Below are 18451 nucleotides of genomic sequence, written 5' to 3'. Positions count from 1 at the left end.
ATGCAAGAAGTTTCCGCTAGGTCCTGCGCATGGAAGCTATGACCAAGGCGGATGCCGACAAGCTCGACAAGGGTCTTGCCACGCATGGCGGCCGGCCCTTGCGTCCGCGTGACGCCGCGACCCTGATCCTGCTCGACCGCAAGGGCGACGACGTCCTGGTGCTGATGGGACGCCGCCATGCCGGTCACGCCTTCATGCCCGGGAAATTCGTCTTCCCCGGCGGCCGCACCGACCCTGCCGACAGCCGCATCCCGACGGCGACGGCACTTAACCAGCACGAAGAAGCCAAGCTGACGGCCGGCCCCGGCCGCACCAGTCACGCCCGCGCCCGCGCCATTGCTTTGTCGGCGGTCCGCGAGACCTACGAGGAAGCCGGCCTGCTGATCGGCCGCAAAGGCGCCTTTGCCACGACCAGGCGCGACTGGCAGGGTTTCGTCGAACATGGCGTGGCACCGTCGCTGGAGGCGTTGCGCTTCGTCGCGCGCGCCATCACCCCGCCGAACCGGGTGCGCCGCTTCGATACCCGCTTCTTCAGTGCCTGGCGTGGCGACGTCGCCATCGAATTGCCCGATGGCGGCCCGACCAACGAACTGGAGGAACTGGTCTGGCTGCCTCTCGCCAAGGCCAAGCAGGCTGACATACCCGACATCACCCGAATGATCCTGGACGAGCTTGAAAAGCGGCTCGCCAATGATCCACTGCTGCGTCCGGGCGGCCCTGTCCCCTTCTACAGGCTTGTCCGCAACCGCTTCACCCGCGAACTTCTCTAGAGCAATTCCAGGAAAAGTGTGACGCGGTTTTCCGTCCGGAATTGCGTAAGATCAAACAGACAGAGTATTCAGCATCTCATGACGGTCGATACCCAACCAAAGGGCGACGAACGCGTACACTGGCTGCCGATGGTGGCGGCGATCTCGTCGATCAGCGTCGTCGGCATTGCCATCGGCCTCGGCATGCCGCTGCTCAGCGTCATCCTGGAAACACGCGGCCATTCGGCCTCGATGATCGGCCTCAACACGGCCGTCGCCGGTCTCGCCTCGATCGCCGGAGCGCCGCTCGCCACGCCGCTTGCCATGCGCTTCGGCGTCGCCTGGACCATGATCGCCATGATCGCCGCCGGCGCGCTGGCCTTCGTCGGTTTCCATTTCGCGCCCGATTTCTGGATGTGGTTCCCGCTGCGCATCGTGCTGCACATCGCGCTGACCGTGCTGTTCATCCTGTCCGAATTCTGGATCAGCACGTCGGCGCCGCCACACCGGCGAGGCCTAGTGCTTGGCATCTACGCCACCGTCCTGTCGCTCGGCTTTGCCGCGGGGCCGTGGCTATTCGCCCACCTCGGCAGTTCCGGCTTCCGGCCGTTCGGTGTCATCATCGCCCTGGTGACACTGGCCGCCATACCGGTGTTGGCCGCGCGCAACGAAAGCCCCACCATCGTGGCGAACAGCGAAACCAGCCACTTCCTGCGCTACATCTGGCTGGTGCCGACCGCGACTTTCGCCGTGCTGGTGTTCGGCGCCGTCGAGACGGGCGGCTTCGCTCTGTTCCCCGTCTATGGCAACCGCATCGGCTACTCCGAGGCCGATGCGGCGCTGCTGCTGACCATGATCGGCTTGGGCAATGTGCTGCTGCAGATCCCGATCGGCATGATCAGCGACCGCGTCACGGACCGGCGCTATCTGCTGCTCGCATGCGCCGCGGTCGGTCTCGCCGGCACGATGTTCATGCCGTTCTTTGCCGCGAACTGGCACTTGATGGCTGCCCTGCTTTTCGTCTGGGGCGGTTTCGTCGCGGCCATGTACACGATTGGCCTCGCCCATCTCGGTTCGCAGCTTTCCGGCCACGAACTGGCGTCGGCCAACGCCGCATTCGTACTATGTTACGGCGTCGGCATGGTGCTTGGTCCGCAGGCGATCGGCATCGGCATGGACAGTTTCGGGCCTTCCGGCTTTGGCTGGTCGCTCGGCCTGTTCTTCGCCGCCTACATCGCCCTGGTCTGCTTCAGGCTCGTCCGCAAGATCCTCCTGTAGGCCCAACCAATCGTCTATCGGCACTGTGCAGCGGCAGGCTGCTGACAGAACCGTGTCAGCAGCCACCGGTTAAAAGGGTGTCCTAAAACACCCTGAACCGAGGACACTCCGATGATCGACAGCGGCTTTGAAACCACTTCGCTGCGAATGACGCTCCTGCTGCTCGTCAGCTTCCAGGCTCCGGCTGCCGACGTCGACCGCATCATGGATGCGGTGGTGGCGATCGCACCGCTCGCCATGGGCAAGTATGACCGCAATGCGTATCAGTCGGCGCATGGCATCGAGCGCTACAGGCCGCTGGAAGGGGCCGCGGCCGGCGCCGAGACCGAATTGCGCCGCCGCCCGGGCACGGTCGAGGTTTCATTCGAATTGCCTGATGACCAAGCGCTGGCAGCCCGCGTCGTCGAGGCGATTTTCCAGGCGCATTCCTATCAGGAGCCGGTGATCCGCATCCAGCCGATCCTTGCCAGCCGCTCCAAGGGGCTGGACGACCGCGCCAATCCGAATCGCTGGTGGAACACGACCGGAGACTGGAAGAGGGTTGCGGTATCAGAGGTGGAAACCGCCTGATTTATGTTCCCAGCCTCCTTTGGCTGGCGATAAAAACCGGACAACTCATGTGCTACCTAATCCGGACAACTCATGTGCTTACGACAATGGGGGACGCCGGGCTTGACTTTCCAGGCACGTTCTTTATGTGTCGCGCCAAGTTTCCCGCGTCCGGGTGTTTTCCCCGTGCTCCAGCGGCCAAAACTCCACGAACATAACGGACTGAGATCATGGCCAAAGCCGCAAACATCAAGATCAAGCTTCTGTCGACCGCCGACACTGGTTTCTTCTACGTCACCAGCAAGAACAGCCGTACCAAGACCGACAAGCTGTCGTTCCGCAAGTACGACCCGGTCGCCAAGAAGCACGTCGAATTCAAGGAAACCAAGATCAAGTAATCTGGGTTTTTCCTCTGGAATGCCGAAACGCCGCCCATCGGGCGGCGTTTTCGTTTCGTTTGCAAGGCGGAAGGCTGCGGGCTGAGTTCCCTCGGCCCTGGATGAATTCATTCAGCCGATTCGATCGCCGCTTTTCGGATCGAACAGATGCAGCGACGCCGGATCCGCCGCCAGCCGCACCAAGTCGCCGGGCTTCACGGCCGCGCGGCCCATGGCAAAGACGCAAAGCTGCTGGCCGGCCAGTTTGACGTAGAACTGCGTCGACAGGCCGAGCGGCTCCACCACTCCCACCTCGCCCTGCAGGGCGCCGTCATCGGCGAGCCCGATATGCTCGGGGCGCAGCCCGACGGTGATGACGTCGCCATCCCTGAGCGGCAGGCCGTCCGGCAGCCGAAGCTTCTGGCCATCGGACAACACGGCATCCGCCTGGCCGCCCTTCTCCACCGTCGCCGGCAGGAAATTCATCCCCGGAGAGCCGATGAAGCCGGCGACGAACATGTTGGCCGGCCGGTCATAGAGATCGAGCGGCGCGCCGACCTGCTGGATCAGCCCGTCATGCATGACGACGATGCGGTCGGCCATGGTCATAGCCTCGATCTGGTCGTGGGTGACGTAGACAGAGGTGGTCTTCAACTGCTGGTGCAGCGCCTTGATCTCGGCGCGCATGTGAACACGCAGCTTGGCGTCGAGGTTCGACAGCGGCTCGTCAAACAGGAAGACTTTCGGATCGCGCACGATGGCACGGCCCATGGCGACACGCTGGCGTTGGCCGCCGGACAGTTGTCGCGGCAGGCGTTGCAGGAACGTATCGAGCCCCAGCCGCTTGGCCGCGCCATCGACGCGAGCATCGATCGCTGGCTTCTCGGCCTTCTTCAGCATTAGGCTGAAGCCCATGTTCTTCGACACGTCCATATGCGGATAGAGAGCATAGGACTGGAACACCATGGCGATGTCGCGGTCCTTGGGCGCGACATCGTTGACCACCCGATCGCCGATGCGTATCTCGCCGCCCGAGGCTTCCTCGAGCCCGGCGATCATGCGCAAAAGCGTGGACTTGCCGCAGCCGGACGGTCCGACAAGGACGACGAACTCGCCGTCGGCGATCTCGAGATCGACCGCATGCAGGACGCGGACGGCGCCATAATCCTTACGGACCTTTTCGAGCGTGACAGAGGCCATCGATCTATCCTTTGACGGCGCCGGCGGTCAGGCCGGTGACGAGATAACGTTGCAGGAAGGCGAAGAAGATGCAGACCGGGATCAGCGCCAGGATGGACGCCGCCATCATCTGCCCCCAGTCGACGGCGAACTTGCCGATGAAGGTGAGCAGGCCGACCGCGAAGGTCTTCTGGTCGTCGCTGGAAATCAGCATCAGCGCGAACAAGAGCTCGCTCCAGGCGGCGGTGAAGACGAAGCCCAGTGTCGCGCCCATGCCGGGCAGCGTCAGCGGCACGATCACCCGGCGCATCGCTTGCGCGCGGGTACAGCCGTCGATCATCGCGGCCTCTTCGAGGTCCTTCGGGATGCCGTCGAAGAAAGACTGCATTAGGAAGGTGGCGAAGGCGGTGTTGAAGGCGGTGTAGATGATGATCAGCCCGGTCAGGCTATTGATCAGGCCGATCTGACCCATCACGCGATAGATCGGCGGAATGACCATCACCAGAGGAAAGGTCTGGGTCAAAAGCAGCATCAACGCCAGTGCCGCCTTGCCGCGAAAGGTAAAGCGCGACATCGCGTAGCCGGCGAGCGTGGAGATGATCGTCACCAGGGCCGCCGTCGACACCGAGACGATGACGCTGTTGAGGAAATAGCGCGGGAAATCGGTGGCCTCCAGCACGGTGACGAAATTCTGCAACGTCATGTGCGACGGCCAGAAGGTGATGCCTTCGGAATAGAGCAGCCGCTCCGGCGTGACCGAGATCTTCAGCGTCCAGTAGATAGGGAACAAGGCGAAGACCACATAGGCGGCGATCGCGGCGTAAAGGCCGATGCCGCCGAAGAAGCGCTGCGGGGCTGAGCGTCCAGCGATCATCAGACGTGCCTCACAAGGGAGCGGCGGATCGCGATCAGCCCGATCGCATAGGCGATGAGCAGGACGAGCAGCAGCACGGCCACAGCCGAGGCATAGCCCTTGTCCAGTGACTTGAAGGCGCTGACATAGATGTAGACCGGCACCGTGTTGGTCGAGCCGGCCGGTCCGCCCTCCGTCATGACGAAGATCAGATCGGCGAAGGTGGCGATCCAGATGGTGCGCAACATCACCGTGATGGCGATGGTCGGCGCCAGGAACGGCAGCGTGACCTTGGTGAAACGTTGCAACGGGGAAGCGCCGTCGATCGCCGCCGCCTCATGCAGCTCCGAGGGGATAGACTTCAGCGCCGCCAGCAACGTTATGGCGAAGAACGGAATGCCGAACCAGACATTGGCGATGATCGGCCCCCACATCGCGGTGGCCGGATCGGACAGCACATTGGTCGGTTCGGCTTTCAGCCCCAAGGCGAAAAGCCAGTGCGGCAGCGGCCCGACGATCGGGTTGAACAACCAGGCCCAGGTCAGCCCCGACAGGAAGGAGGGCACCGCCCAGGGCAGGAAGACCAGCGCCTGCACGGCCTTGCGGCCCCGAAACGGCTTGTCGAGCAGCAGCGCCAGGCCAAGGCCGAGGAAGAATTGGAAGAACAGGCTGGCCACCGTCCACCACAACGTGTTGATCAGCGCCTGGCCCAGCACCTGATCCGACAGCATCGCCTGATACTGCCCGAGCCCGACATATTCCGACTTGAAGGCAGAGAATTTGCGGAAGGAGTAGCTGATGCCGATGACCAGCGGCACGAGCAGCACCACGACCAGCAGGATGATCGCCGGGCTGAGATAAAGCCAGGGCTCGATGGCAGCGTGTGTGAGCCACTTACGTCGCGGCTTGCCGACAGATCGTATTTCGGACACGGCATAGGTCATTGGCTGTGGAACGTCCTCTGGGAGTGCGGCGTTGGCGACAAGCGTCCTTCTCCCCGTTCAACGGGGAGAAGATGCCGGTCCACCCTCCGCAGCTGCTGCGGAGGACGGGCAGGCAGATGAGGGGCGGCGCTAGGCTGGCAGAACTTGGCGCTGCCCCTCATCCGGCCCTATCGGGCCACCTTCTCCCCGTGAACGGGGAGAAGGGACGAAAAATTACTTCTTGTTCTTCGCCAGCCAGTCCTGCTGCTCCTTTGTCAGGAAGGCAGCCCACTGGTCGGCGACGTCCTTGGCCGTCTTCTGGCCAAGCAGCACTTCCTGAAAATTCTTGATGGCCACCTGGTCGACGAAATTGCCGAGGTTTTCCAGATGCGTCGGAGGCGTCACCATTTCGTATTTGGAACTGTCGCTGAGCTCGGTGAACCAGCCCTTGAACTGCTCGGTCTTGAAATGGGGATCCTGGTCGGCGCCCTTGTGGATCGGCACGACCCCGACTTCCTTGGCCCATTCCAGATTGTCCTTTGGCGACAGAAGGGTCGCCATCAGCTTCCAGGCATCGTCCTTGTGCTGGGAATTGGCGAACATCGCCCAGCCGGCATAGCCCAGCGTCGGATAGGATTTGCCGCTTGGGCCGACCGGCAGCGGCGCCACGGCGAAATCGTCGGCGCTCATCTTGTCGGCGATGCCGAGCAGCGCGTCCGGATCCTGGTTAAGCATGGCGCAAGTACCGGAATAGAAGCCGGTGACGGTCTCGTTGAAGCCCCAGCTCACGGAATCCTTCGGCGCAAGACCGTTCTTGTACATGTCGGCTAGCATCTGCAGGCCCTTGACCGAGCCCTCTTCATTGATGGTCGAGGTGCCGTCTTCGTTGAAATAGCCGCCCTTGCCGGCGGCGATGTTCATGAACATGTGCATGCCATTGAAGGCACCCGGCCCGCCGCGCAGGCAGTAGCCGTATTTGCCGGGAATGGCCGAGATCTTCTTGGAATCGGCGACGAATTCTTCGAGCGTTGCCGGCGGGCCGTCGAGACCGGCCTCCTTGAACAGCTTCTTGTTCCAGAACAGCGCGTTCACATAGTAGCCATAGGGGATCATGAACTGGGTGTTGTTCACGGTCGAGCCGAACTGTTTGGCACGCTCGCCCAGCGTCTTGGCGTCGTCCCACTTGGCCATATAGGGGCCGAGATCCTCGAGCTGGGCATTGTTGGCGTAAAGCCCCATCCAGCGTTCCGGCATCTCGACCACGTCAGGCGTGTCGCCGGCCTGCACCATGGTCAGGAATTTTTCGAAGGCCTGCCCCCAGGGCAGCGAGACGAGCTCGACCTTGACGCCCGGATTGGCCGCCTCGAACTCGGCGATCTGCTTCTTGAGGAATTCGGTGCGTGGCGGGCTGGTGATCACCTCGACCATTTTCAGGGTCGAATCGGCCAGCGCGCTTCCGGCGGAAATCGCCAGCCCCGCAACGGTGGCAAGCATGACGGTCAGTTTTCTCATGTTCAAGACTCCCATTTTGAACCCGCTTGTTATTTTCTGGCTTTTTCGAAGGCCTGAGCGACATCCGCCCAGAGATCCTCGACATTTTCCAATCCGACATTGAAGCGGATGGTTCGGGGGCTGACGCCGAAGCGCGCCATCGAATTCAGTCCCGGCGTCTGCTCTAGCGACGCCTTGGCCGGTACGACCAGGCTCTCATGCCCGCCCCAGCTGACGCCGATGCGGAAATATCTCAGCGCGTCGACGAAGACGGGAATGTCGATGTCGTCCGTCACCTCGAAGGAGAACAACCCGCCATAGCCGGCAAGCGTCGCCTTGCCCGGATGGTTGGAATAGGCGGGGTGGTTGACCCGCTCGACATTGCCATGCGCCTTCAGCCGCTCGGCGATGGCGAGCCCGCTCTTCATGTGGTGCGGCAGGCGCAGCGGCAGCGTGCGCAGGCCGCGCAGCAAAAGCCAGGCCTCGAAAGGCGATAGCTTGCCACCGAGATAGGAATAGGTCTGCTCGTTGATGTGCTTGATATGAGCGGCCGAGCCTGCGACCACGCCGGCGACCGTGTCGCTGTGGCCACCGAGATATTTCGAGGCCGAGTGCAGCACCAGGTCGACGCCGTGCGTGATCGGCTTCTGGAAAACCGGCGTCGCCCAGGAATTGTCGATGGTGGTGACGATGCCCTGCTCTTTTGCCAGCCGGGTCAGATGCGGCAGGTCCTGGAGCTCGAACACCATCGAGGTCGGGCTTTCCAGGTAGAGCAGCTTGGCGCCGGGCAATGCCGCCGCGACCGCGTCCGGGTCGGAGCCCTCGACGTAGTCGACCTTGATGTCGAGCCGCGGCAGGAGGCGTTCGAACAGCCGGTAGGCATCGCCATAACAATTGCGCACCGCAACGATGCGCTCGCCTGCCCCGACAAAGGCAAGCACGGTGGCGCTGATCGCCGCCATGCCGCTGGAGAACCCACGTGCGGCCTCGGCGCCTTCGAGAGCCGCGACACGCGCCTCGAACTCCATGACCGTCGGATTGTCGCCGCGCGAATAGATCGGCTGCTTTCGCTTGCCGGCAAATGTCTCGGCCATTTCCGCATAATTGGCGAAAGTGAACAGCGAGGTCTGGTAGATCGGTGGCACGACGGCGCCACCGGGGAACGGTTCGTCATGCGCCAAGAGCGTCGCCGCCTCGGCGAGATAGTCTTGATCGAAACCGGCTGGCTGCTCGTTCATCTCAGGTCCGAAAGTTTGAGTTTGGCCGCACCGCGCTTCAGGTCGTCCTCGACGGTGGCGATGAGCTTCAGCGCCTCTGCGCGGGCGCCCTGCGGATCGCGTGCCGCGATGCGCTCGTAGATGGTGCGGTGATAGGGAAAGCTGGCATGGCCGAAATCGCGCACACCGAGCGGATGTTCCCAGAACCGATGGAACAGTTCGTGCATGGCGGCGATGATCTGTTCGAACAGCGGATTGCCGGAGACCCGGTAGATCGCCTGGTGGAATTCCCAGTCCTCTTCCGACGACATGCCGTCAAGGGTGCGAAACGCCTGCTCCATGATATCAAGCTTGCGTTCGATCTCGGCAATGTCGGCCGGGCTTGCCCGCTCGGCGCACAGCGCCGCCGCTTCCGCTTCCAGCGCGCGGCGGATTTCCAGCGTCTGCATCAGGCTGGTGAAGTCGTTGCCGCCCGCCAGCGTCAGCGGCAGATGCAGCATGTCGGGCGAGACGGCCGCCTTGAGATAGGTGCCGCTGCCTTGCCGACGTTCGACCAGGCCCAATCCCTCCCACCGGGTCAGCGCCTCGCGCACCGTGTTGCGGCTGACCTTGAGCCGTTCGGCCAGGATGCGCTCGGTCGGCAATCGCTCGCCAGGCTGCAAGGCCTCGGCGCGGACGAAGCCCACCAATGCCTTCAGCACGGCGTCGTCGCGCGCCGTCGTCTGAATGGGTGGCAGGCTGTTCTGGTCCACATTTCCTCCAAGTGGTCCAATGGTCCAACCAATTTCTGCACAGATGAAGCCCTCCTGTCAATCGCATGTCAGGAGACTTTCAGTCTTCGGCCCAAGGAGGTTGTGAAGCGCCATGTTCGGAAGGATGCACGGCAGCCGGCCCAAACCATCTGGTCAACGCATCGGCCAATCCCTGTTGCGTCCCAACTCCTACCCAGGCCACGTATCCATCGGGCCGGATCAAGACAGCGTCGGGCACAGCGACCGTTCCCAGTACGGGAAGCTCCCAGGCGCCGGCATACCCGGCGTCGATCTGCCGAATCCTGTCGGTCCAAGGCGCAATGTCCAGTCTGCCTGGTTCACCGAAATTGAGGAGCACCGGCCGCGCGTCGTGCAGCAAGGTAAACAGCCGCAACGGCCCGTTGGCGGTGAGCAGGTCGAGGTCAGCCATTCGCCGCCCAAGCAGCGCGTGGCCTTCGCCGAGGTCGTAATGGACACCCAGGCCGGACATGTCCGCGGCGATCCGTTTGCGTGGCCCATCCATGGCGAGCAGTTCGGCAAAGGTGTCGCCCAGAGCCTTGGTGCGTGCATCCATGCGACGGAGCGCAACCTGCGCCAGCGCGTTGCGCAGCACGCGGGCGGCGACCGGATGGCGTTCGGCATGGTAGCTGTCGAGCAGGCTGTCCGGTGATATCAGCTTGACCACCTGTGCCAGTTTCCATCCAAGGTTGACTGCGTCCTGCACACCGATGTTGAGGCCCTGTCCGCCCATCGGGGGATGGATGTGCGCGGCGTCGCCGGCCAGCAGAATACGTCTGTCGCGGTAAGCGGCAGCCTGGCGCGTCATGTCGGTGAACCGCGAAATCCAGGTCGGACTGTGGACCCCGTAATCGGTGCCATACACCGCGACGAGCGCCTCGCTGAGATCGCGCAGTGTCGGTTCGCCACCAATGGTCAGTTGTCTCTCGGTCAGCACGACACCCAGCCGGCCACCTTCCTCGACCTTGCCAATCGCATGAATACCATGGGCGTCGCTGCGAAAGCCCAATGCTGGTTCCTCCGCCATCTCGACCTCGGCGATCATCCAGCTCATCGTCGGATCCCATCCGTCCAACGCGATGCCCGCCGCCTTGCGGATCATGCTGCGTCCGCCGTCGCAGCCGACGAGATACTGCGTCCGCAACCGCTGGCCACCGGACAGCTCGACATCGACGCCACCATCATCCTGTGCAAAACCCGTGACGTCCTGTCCGCGACAGATCGGCACTCCCAACTCGCTGATCCAGTCCGCCAATATCCGCTCGATATGGTTTTGCCGCAGCGCCAGCAGATAATTGTGCCGCGTGGGAAAATCGCTGACGTCCAGCCGGATCATGTGGAAGCCGACGGACGGCGATCGCTGTCCCTGCGATAAGAATCGGTCGGCAATTCCGCGCTGGTCGAGAACCTCGATGGTGCGTGCGTGCAGGCCACCCGCGCGCGAGCCGATGAGTTCCTGGTTCGGGCGCCGCTCGACAATGGCCACATCGACGCTTGCCAATGCGAGTTCGCCAGCCAGCATCAACCCGGTCGGACCGCCTCCGACGATCACCACCGCGTGGTCCCGACGCACTTGGCCTCCTGACAACCATTCCGGCATTTCGCCACTCCCGTTTCCGTTAATTTGGGTCGTGGTTTTACGGGAACAGCCAGGTCTTGCCGCAAGCCCCTTGTGCGCCATATCTACGAAATTGAGGGGATAGCTTTTCTCCTTCCCTTTTTTGTACGGCAGTGAAAAGTCGCGGCGCTGCGAAGTGACGGCTCACGCGGGGCGCAACGGAAGCCGTTACAAGCCAGGAAAGCGTTCCTTCAGACCCTGCCGCGCACAAAATAGCCCCGGCACTTCCGGGGCTTGACGCAGATTCCTAATGTCGTGTCGGACAAAGGGGGCCGGTCGGCGTTTGGCAGCGGTACGAGGAGGCCACTATGTGCCAGCGCCGGCCGGCCGACCCCACGGACCCAGGAGATGCGGCGGACCTGAGCATCATGGGGTATTCCTGAGGGACCGAGCCGGCGATCTACCCTCGTGCCGGCTTCGTCTTGCCTGCACATTTGCGCAAGAGCTTATGAAAATCAACAGTTTCTTAACCAAGGCTCGCGAATCGCTTGGATTAAGGTAAATGGGTAACCCTCTTGGGTTGACGGGCCGGCCCGGCCGTCAGGCCGCCTTGGCAACGACGCGGTTGCGGCCGCCGCTCTTGGCTTCGTAGAGCGCGAGATCGGCGCGCTTCATCAGCGCCGCCACCGTATCCACGCCCTTCAGCACCGATGACACCCCAACGCTGACGGTGACCTCGATCGTCTTGCCGTCGGCACCGATGGCGAACGGCATCTGGGCGATTTCGGCGCGGATGCGCTCGGCCACCTTCTCGGCCACGGTGCCGTCTGTGTCCGGCATCACGACCACGAACTCCTCGCCGCCGAACCGGCAGGCAAGATCGATACCCCTGACGTTCTTGCGCAGCCGCCGCGCGAATTCGCGCAACACCTCGTCGCCGCCATCGTGACCATGCGTGTCATTGATAGACTTGAAGCGGTCGAGATCGGTGATCATCACCGACAGCGGCCGGCGGCGCGCCACGGCGCGGTCGAACAGCGTCTGCAGATGGCTGTCGAGATAGCGGCGGTTGTGCAGACCGGTCAGGCCATCGGTCACGGCCATTTCGATGGTCTGGGTGACGCTGGCGCGCAATTGGTCATTGTAGCGCTTGCGGCGCACCTGGGTGCGCAGCCGCGCCGTCAGTTCCTGCTGGTCGATCGGCCGCATCAGATAGTCGTTGATGCCGAGTTCAAGCCCACGGATGATGCGCTCATCCTCGCCCTCCTCCGCCAAAAGGATGATCGGCACGAAACGGGTGCGGTCGAGCGAGCGCAGTTGCGAGCAGAGCCTGAGCGGATCGAAGTCGGCGAAGGCCGTCGAGATCATCACGCATTCATAGGGGGTTTCGGCGGCCTGGAAGAACCCGGCATGCGGATCGCCGGTGACGTCGACGTCGGCACGTTCGCGCAACATCTTCTGGATGCGCTCGACCGACGATTTGCGCTCGTCGATCAGAAGCACTTTCGGCGTGGTATCCTGGGACGCGAAATTGCGGCTCAAAAGTTCTTCGATGCCGATGTTGCGTGTGGTCGAGGCGCGCAGCCGAAGCTCGTCGGTCAGCGACTTCAGGCGGACAAGGCTCTTCACGCGCGTCATCAGTTGCAGGTCGTTGACCGGCTTGGTCAGGAAGTCGTCGGCGCCGGCCTCCAGCCCGCGCACGCGGTCGGAAACCTGGTCGAGAGCCGTGATCATCACCACCGGAATGTGCGACGTCGCCGGATCGCTCTTCAGCCGCCGGCAGACCTCGAACCCGTCCATATCGGGCATCATCACGTCGAGCAGCACGACATCGATTTTGCCGTTCTCGCAGGTCTCGATCGCGTCGGGCCCGTTGGTGGCGGTCAGCACCTCGAAATATTCGGCAAGCAGCCGGACTTCCAGCAGCCTCACATTGGCAGGGATGTCGTCGACGACGAGGATCCGCGCGGTCATTTCACAAGGCTCCGGCTCGGCTGGAAGGGAACATCAGGCATCGCCCAGATAGGATTTGATGGTTTCGATGAAGCGCGGCACCGAGATCGGCTTCGAAATATAGGCCTCGCAGCCACCTTGGCGGATGCGCTCCTCGTCGCCTTTCATCGCGAAAGCAGTCACGGCAATGACCGGGATGACGTGCAAATCGTCGTCCTCCTTCAGCCATTTGGTCACTTCCAGCCCCGAGACTTCTGGCAGTTGGATGTCCATCAGGATAAGGTCCGGCCGGTGTTGGCGCGCCAGGTCGAGCGCTTCCAGGCCGTTGCGGGTGCGCACCGTCTCGTAACCGCTTGCTTCGATGAGGTCCCGAAAGAGCTTCATATTGAGCTCGTTGTCCTCGACGATCATGACCTTCTTAGGCATCGAAATCCCGTCCCGGCCGTCCTCCGCCCGGAGGTGGCCGTCATGCGCTCTTTCCTTGGACGCACCAAACCCTGCTTCACGATACGGCAATATGATTGACGAAACGGAAACCCGCGGCCTGCAAAGCACCACGAATTCCGCCCTCGCCTCCCACGCGTCCAAAAGGCGCGCCACACTCTAATGGCTTGCCGCAAGCAACTCTTGCCATTACTGCGGGAGAGACTCATTCCACACACCGAAGGTAGTGATGGCAAACGCAGCGTCAATGCGCGAAGAGGCCGAAACCATTGCCGTGAAGGCATTGGGCTTCGTTGCCGCGGATCCGGAGCTTTTGCCGCGCTTTCTGGCGATTACGGGAATAGAGGCGCATTCGATCCGCAGGGCGGCCGGCGAGCCGGGTTTCCTCGCCGGCGTCCTGCAGTTCATCCTCGCCCACGAGCCGACTTTGATGCGCTTCGCCGAGGGAACCGGCATCCCGCCGGCGGCTGTCGGCAAGGCGTTGCGCGCCTTGCCGCTTGGCGACGACAATCACGAGCGTTCCACATGAGCGATGATCCCGAAACCGCGCGGCAGATCGAGGAACTGGCGGCCGACGACCGGCCGCTGCTGGTACTCGACGTCGACGACGTGGTGCTCGAATTCATCCGCCCGTTTCCGCATTTTCTCAAGGAGCGCGGCTATGGCCTGACCCTGGCTTCCTTCCGGCTGACCGGCAACATTGCCGAAACGGCCAGCGGTCGCCTGATCGAACAACCCGAGGTCACGGCACTCCTGGGCGATTTCTTCGACGCGCAAGCCGATTGGCAGGGCATCACCGATGGCGCCGCGGAAGCTTTGACGGAGCTCGGAGACCGGGCGGAAATCATATTGCTGACGGCCATGCCGCACAGGCATCGTGGCGTGCGCCGCGCCCGCCTCGACGCCCTCGGACTAAGCTACCCGCTGCTGACCACCGAAATGGCCAAGGGTCCGGCGGTGGCCAAGCTGCGCGGCAAGACCAGGCGGCCCGTGGTCTTCGTCGACGACCAGCCAGCCAATCTGGCGTCGGTGCGGGACTCGGTCGCCGACGCAAATCTTTTCCACCTGATGGCCGACAATTCGCTGCGCGCGTTCCTGCCGCCGGTCCCGAACGATGTCATCGTCGTCCAGGATTGGCACGAAGCCGCGCCTAAGATCGCTGGCGCGCTGGGGTTCTAATCTAAGCGTTTTGGTGCGATCCCGGACGGAAAACCGGGGCGCAATTTTTCCTGGAATTGCTCGAAGGCAGAACCCTCAAGGCTTGAGCTTCGCCCCTGCCCCGCCGTTAGCGCTGCCGCCATTATCGCTGCCGCCATTGTCGCTGCCGCTCTCGTCCGAGCCGTCACCGTCGTCGACGCTGTCGTCCACCGCCGGGTCGGCGGGCTTCAGCATGACGCCATTGACGGCGACCGATCCGTCGGCCTTGGTGTTGATGACCCATTCCAGCTTGCCGTCCGGCAGCGTCTTGGCAAAACCCTTCGCCATGAGGGCAACAGGCACGTACTGCCCGACCTCCGGCTCCGCTTTCGCCGCTTCCTGCAGGTGCTCCATGATCTTGTCGAAGCCGGCGACGTCGACAGTGAGATTGGCGTCGGGTTTCTGGCCGAAGCTTGTCATCTCACCTTCCAGCGCGATCTCCATGTCCTTGTTCTTCACGGTGCTGTGGCCGATGATAACCTTCGGCGTCTTGGCCAGGAAGTCGGCTTTGAGCTGGTCGCCGAATTCGGCCGGCAGCGGCGGATCCTGATTGAGATCAAAGGCTTCGATCGCCTTCTTCGCCATGCTGTCGAGATCGATGTTGGCGCCGCCGAAATTCAGGTCGATATCGGTGGGCAGCAGGGCCACGCTCCAACTCGGCAAGAGCTGCTGCGGCACGGTCAGCCCCGAAGCCTTGATGCCATAGCTGACCTTGCCGTTCTGGGCGACCCCATCGGAACCGAACGCTATGCCGAACTGGGTTGCCCCGAACGTACCGATCGGGCTGTCGACCGCGAAATCCTTGAAGTCATAGGTTCCGTCGATACGCTCCCACACCGGAAGTGCCGCAAGCAGAAGCGACTTGAGCTGCGCCTGGTTTGCCTTCAGCATCTTCTCGTCTTCATTGGCCACGCCAAACGCCAGGAGGTCGAGCAGAGGCTTGGTCTGGACGCCCTTGCCGCTGGCCTCCACAGAAAATTCCGGCGACTTCACGGTAACGGGAAAATTCAGTCCGCTCTCGGGATCATTGAATTTTATCGCTTCGACGAAGTTCGAAATCTTTTGCGATGTCGTGAAATCGACGCCGCCATTGGCCGCCTTGGTCGCGGAAAGCGTCACGGTGCCGGCACCGGCGCTCGCCTCCATCTGCTGCTTGCTATCCTGCGACGACATCGTCATCCCGGCCATCGAACTTGTGGCGCTGGTGAAGGCCGCCAGCTTGGGGTCATAAACGCCGCTGGCCTTGCCGTCCTTGATCGAGAATTGCGTGCTTTGCTTTCCCTGGGGGCCGTTGAATTCGAAGGACGCGCTCTGCGAAAAATCAATCGAGACATCCCAGGACCCATCACTGCGCGGCTTGACCAGGAGGGCGTAGGGCGCAAAGTCGAATTTCATCAGCTTCTGGTCGGGAAAGCTGCTGGCAAGCGCCTTGAAATCGAACACGATCTTGTAGGCGTCGCCTTCGGCCGAAACCTTCAGAATACCCTTGTCGAGCGCCTGTTTGCCGACATAGCGGGACAGGTCATCGGACAATTGCTTGGCGCCCTGGCTGTCGACGGTCTGGCCGAAAGCAGGCGCACTGAGCAGAAGCGCGGTAAAGGCAACTGGCAACATACGGTTCACGGGAATTCTCCGTTCGATCGAAGGCAAAATTCGTCTCGTATCTCTGGTAGGGAAATACCATCACGACTGCAAGACGATGACAGTCAGGCATTCGGCTTCAACACCAGCCGCGCAATCTGGCGCCGCTGCAGAATCAAGGATTCAGTTTCGCCCCGCCCCCACCGCTACCGTGATCGGACGGCTTCAATATGGCGCCATTGACCATCACGGAGCCGTCGGGCTTGGCATTGATGACCCACTCCATCCTGCCGTCCGGCAACGTCTTGGCAAATCCTTTGACGGCCAATGCGAAGGGGAAATATCGGGCCGCTTCCGGTTCGGTTTTAGCCGCCGTCTGCAGGGTCGCAACGATCTTGTCGTAGCCCGCGACATCGACGGTCATGGTTGCATCTGGCTTCTGGCCGGGGAAGGTCACTTCGCCTTCTAGCGCAATCTCCGTGCCTCCATTCTTGAAAAGGCTGTGACCGACGATGAATTTTGGTGTGTTGGCCATGAAGTCGGCCTTGATCTGATCGCGGAACCCCGCCGGCAGCGGTGGGTTCTTGCCGAGATCGAATGTAGCGATCGTCTTTCTCGCCATGCTGTCGAGGTCAAAGTTGGACCCGCCGAATTTCAGATCAAGCTCGGTGGGAAGTATTGCGGCGATCCAGCCGGGTATGACCTGGGGGAAGGTCAAGCCAGAGGCTTTGATTGCGTAATCGAGCTTGCCATTCCGGGCGACGCCGTCGGCCTCGAACGCGGTGCTCAGTTGCGCCGCGCCCCAATTGCCTGCGTATGTATCAAAGGCAACGTTCTTGAACGAATAGGTTCCGGCCAACCGGTCCCAGAGCGGCAGCGCGGCGAGCAGAAGCGCTTTGAGTTCCGCCTGGTCGGCTTTCAGCCGCGCCTCATCTTCATGGGCTACGGCGAAGGCCAATAGATCCAGGAACGGCTTTGTCCGTATCGCTTTGGCGGTTACATCCACGACGAGGTCCGACGCCTTGATCGCTCCAACAGTCCGGTCGTCGATTTTAACCGTTTCGACCAAGTCGGCTATCGCCCGCGTCACCTTGAGATCGACACCACCGTTCGCCGACTTGCTGGCGCCGAACTTGGAAGTGCTCGAGCCGATGCCGAGTTCCGTTACTTGCCTGGGCATGCGCGACGTCACCGTCATGCCTGCTATCGAACTGGCGCCCTCGGCAAATGCCGCCAGCTCAGGATCATAGACACCCGTGAACTTGCCGTCCTTGATGACGATCTGCGCGCTTGTCTGACCATTCGGATCATCTACTTGAATTGACCCGCTGGTCGAAAAATCCGAGGAGACGTCCCAGTTGCGGTCGCCGCGAGGTTTGACCAGCAGCGTGTAAGGCGGGAAATTGAACTTCGGCGGATTCTGTTTCAGCAAGCCGGCGGCGATCGCCTTCAAATCGAAGGTGATCTTGTAGGCATCGCCTACGACCGAGACCTTCAAAATGCCCTCGTTGAGCACCTGCTTCCCGACATAGCGTGACAGCTCATCGGAAAGCTGCTTTGCGCCCCGATTGTCGACGGTCTGCCCCCAGGCAGGCGCAACCAGAGCAAAACCAAGAACAGCTGGCAGAACACGCTTCACTTTAGTCTCCCCCTTATTTCCTGATGAGCAAAAATCGCTTTGCTGTAGAAAATACTATATACAACTATGAGCTGAAGCTTCCTTACAATATCAGCCGCATCAGCGGCCGGCCGGCCTTGCGCTCCACAAGCCTCTCGAACCCGGCCTTCTCGAAAACCCGCGACGAGCCGACGAACAGGCCGATCGAACGCGAATCGCGGGACAGGTCGATCGGGCAGGCCTCGACAAGCCGTGCCCCGTTCCTGCGGGCGAAATCGATGCCGCCTTCGACGAGGCGGTGCGTGATGCCCCTGCCGCGCGCCTTGGTGCGGATGAAAAAGCACGAGATCGCCCAAACGGCCGGATCGGACGCGTCGGCGGGATCGATCGGCGCCGAACCCCTGCCCTTGTTGTTCCATTCGGGCACGTCGGCTCGTGGCCCGATCTGCATCCAGCCGACCGCCTTGCCATCCTCGAAAGCCAGCACGCCGGGCGGTGGGCCGGCTTCGATGCGCGCCTTGATGTGATCCTTGTTGCGTTCACGGCTGCTCTCGCGCCGCGCCGCCGGAGCCAGCCGGAAATGCGTGCACCAGCAGCCGTAGCAGGCGCCCTGCTTGCCGAAAAGATCCTCGAATTCAGGCCAGAGGTCAGGCGCCAGCGGCACTATGGTCGTGCTCATGCGTTCTCCCCAGGCCAGGCTTGTCGCTGGCCTTG

Annotated in this window: 18 protein-coding genes; 6 read left to right on the top strand and 12 right to left on the bottom strand. The window is 62.2% G+C overall.

What is annotated here, in order from left to right:
• The first annotated feature begins 29 nt into the window (after nucleotides 1-29).
• The 4 genes from FJ970_RS18460 to rpmG all read left to right on the top strand — a co-directional run bounded on the left by FJ970_RS18460 (nucleotide 30) and on the right by rpmG (nucleotide 2974).
• The gene (locus FJ970_RS18460) at nucleotides 30-770 is read left to right on the top strand and encodes an NUDIX hydrolase (RefSeq protein WP_140757595.1); all 741 of its coding nucleotides are present in this window, start codon (nucleotides 30-32) and stop codon (nucleotides 768-770) included.
• A gap of 78 nt (nucleotides 771-848) precedes the next feature.
• The gene (locus tag FJ970_RS18455) at nucleotides 849-2027 is read left to right on the top strand and encodes an MFS transporter (protein WP_140757596.1); all 1179 of its coding nucleotides are present in this window, start codon (nucleotides 849-851) and stop codon (nucleotides 2025-2027) included.
• Between the two features lie 111 nt (nucleotides 2028-2138).
• A complete protein-coding gene (locus FJ970_RS18450; protein WP_140757597.1) occupies nucleotides 2139-2597 on the top strand; it encodes a hypothetical protein in 459 nt (152 codons plus the stop codon).
• Between the two features lie 209 nt (nucleotides 2598-2806).
• Entirely contained in the window at nucleotides 2807-2974 is a 168-nt protein-coding gene (rpmG, locus tag FJ970_RS18445) for a 50S ribosomal protein L33 (protein WP_006201775.1), read from the top strand.
• A gap of 111 nt (nucleotides 2975-3085) precedes the next feature.
• On the opposite strand, the gene FJ970_RS18440 is transcribed toward rpmG, so the two are convergent.
• The 9 genes from FJ970_RS18440 to FJ970_RS18400 form a co-directional block, all read right to left on the bottom strand.
• Complete coding sequence (locus FJ970_RS18440; RefSeq protein WP_140757598.1) at nucleotides 3086-4153, bottom strand: ABC transporter ATP-binding protein; 1068 nt, start codon at nucleotides 4151-4153, stop codon at nucleotides 3086-3088.
• 4 nt (nucleotides 4154-4157) lie between these two features.
• Nucleotides 4158-5006 (bottom strand): carbohydrate ABC transporter permease, encoded by an 849-nt coding sequence (locus FJ970_RS18435; protein WP_140757599.1) that lies wholly within the window; start codon nucleotides 5004-5006, stop codon nucleotides 4158-4160.
• A complete protein-coding gene (locus FJ970_RS18430; RefSeq protein ID WP_140757600.1) occupies nucleotides 5006-5929 on the bottom strand; it encodes a carbohydrate ABC transporter permease in 924 nt (307 codons plus the stop codon). Before FJ970_RS18430 ends, FJ970_RS18435 begins: the two co-directional genes overlap by 1 nt.
• 213 nt (nucleotides 5930-6142) lie before the next feature.
• Entirely contained in the window at nucleotides 6143-7420 is a 1278-nt protein-coding gene (locus FJ970_RS18425; RefSeq protein ID WP_140757601.1) for an ABC transporter substrate-binding protein, read from the bottom strand.
• Nucleotides 7421-7449: 29 nt separating this feature from the next.
• Nucleotides 7450-8637, bottom strand: coding sequence for a PLP-dependent transferase (locus FJ970_RS18420; protein WP_140757602.1), 1188 nt, complete (start codon nucleotides 8635-8637; stop codon nucleotides 7450-7452).
• Nucleotides 8634-9368 carry a FadR/GntR family transcriptional regulator gene (locus tag FJ970_RS18415; RefSeq protein ID WP_140757603.1) on the bottom strand — a complete coding sequence of 245 codons (735 nt, stop codon included), beginning with the start codon at nucleotides 9366-9368 and terminating at the stop codon, nucleotides 8634-8636. The genes FJ970_RS18420 and FJ970_RS18415 overlap by 4 nt, the downstream gene beginning before the upstream one ends.
• A gap of 79 nt (nucleotides 9369-9447) precedes the next feature.
• Nucleotides 9448-10986: an FAD-dependent monooxygenase gene (locus FJ970_RS18410; RefSeq protein WP_227791838.1), complete on the bottom strand. Its 1539-nt coding sequence runs from the start codon at nucleotides 10984-10986 to the stop codon at nucleotides 9448-9450.
• A gap of 558 nt (nucleotides 10987-11544) precedes the next feature.
• Complete coding sequence (locus FJ970_RS18405; protein WP_140757605.1) at nucleotides 11545-12918, bottom strand: PleD family two-component system response regulator; 1374 nt, start codon at nucleotides 12916-12918, stop codon at nucleotides 11545-11547.
• Between the two features lie 33 nt (nucleotides 12919-12951).
• Nucleotides 12952-13323 carry a response regulator gene (locus tag FJ970_RS18400; RefSeq protein ID WP_006334976.1) on the bottom strand — a complete coding sequence of 124 codons (372 nt, stop codon included), beginning with the start codon at nucleotides 13321-13323 and terminating at the stop codon, nucleotides 12952-12954.
• A 247-nt stretch (nucleotides 13324-13570) separates the two neighbouring features.
• Here FJ970_RS18400 and FJ970_RS18395 point away from each other — a divergent pair, with 247 nt between their 5' ends.
• Both FJ970_RS18395 and FJ970_RS18390 read left to right on the top strand, forming a co-directional pair.
• Nucleotides 13571-13870 (top strand): DUF3572 domain-containing protein, encoded by a 300-nt coding sequence (locus tag FJ970_RS18395; protein ID WP_140757606.1) that lies wholly within the window; start codon nucleotides 13571-13573, stop codon nucleotides 13868-13870.
• The gene (locus FJ970_RS18390; protein WP_140757607.1) at nucleotides 13867-14520 is read left to right on the top strand and encodes a hypothetical protein; all 654 of its coding nucleotides are present in this window, start codon (nucleotides 13867-13869) and stop codon (nucleotides 14518-14520) included. Before FJ970_RS18395 ends, FJ970_RS18390 begins: the two co-directional genes overlap by 4 nt.
• A gap of 75 nt (nucleotides 14521-14595) precedes the next feature.
• On the opposite strand, the gene FJ970_RS18385 is transcribed toward FJ970_RS18390, so the two are convergent.
• The 3 genes from FJ970_RS18385 to FJ970_RS18375 all read right to left on the bottom strand — a co-directional run bounded on the left by FJ970_RS18385 (nucleotide 14596) and on the right by FJ970_RS18375 (nucleotide 18416).
• Nucleotides 14596-16152 (bottom strand): hypothetical protein, encoded by a 1557-nt coding sequence (locus tag FJ970_RS18385; protein WP_227792183.1) that lies wholly within the window; start codon nucleotides 16150-16152, stop codon nucleotides 14596-14598.
• A 142-nt stretch (nucleotides 16153-16294) separates the two neighbouring features.
• Nucleotides 16295-17758, bottom strand: coding sequence for a hypothetical protein (locus FJ970_RS18380; RefSeq protein WP_140757609.1), 1464 nt, complete (start codon nucleotides 17756-17758; stop codon nucleotides 16295-16297).
• Between the two features lie 82 nt (nucleotides 17759-17840).
• On the bottom strand, nucleotides 17841-18416 hold the full coding sequence (locus FJ970_RS18375) for a GNAT family N-acetyltransferase (protein WP_140757610.1): 576 nt from the start codon (nucleotides 18414-18416) through the stop codon (nucleotides 17841-17843).
• Nucleotides 18417-18451 lie beyond the last annotated feature (35 nt).

The organism is Mesorhizobium sp. B2-1-8, from assembly GCF_006442545.2.
In the GTDB taxonomy this organism is placed as follows: Bacteria; Pseudomonadota; Alphaproteobacteria; order Rhizobiales; family Rhizobiaceae; genus Mesorhizobium.
Note: the sequence above shows the minus strand (reverse complement) of the source record. Positions and strands in the feature narration are given on the sequence as shown.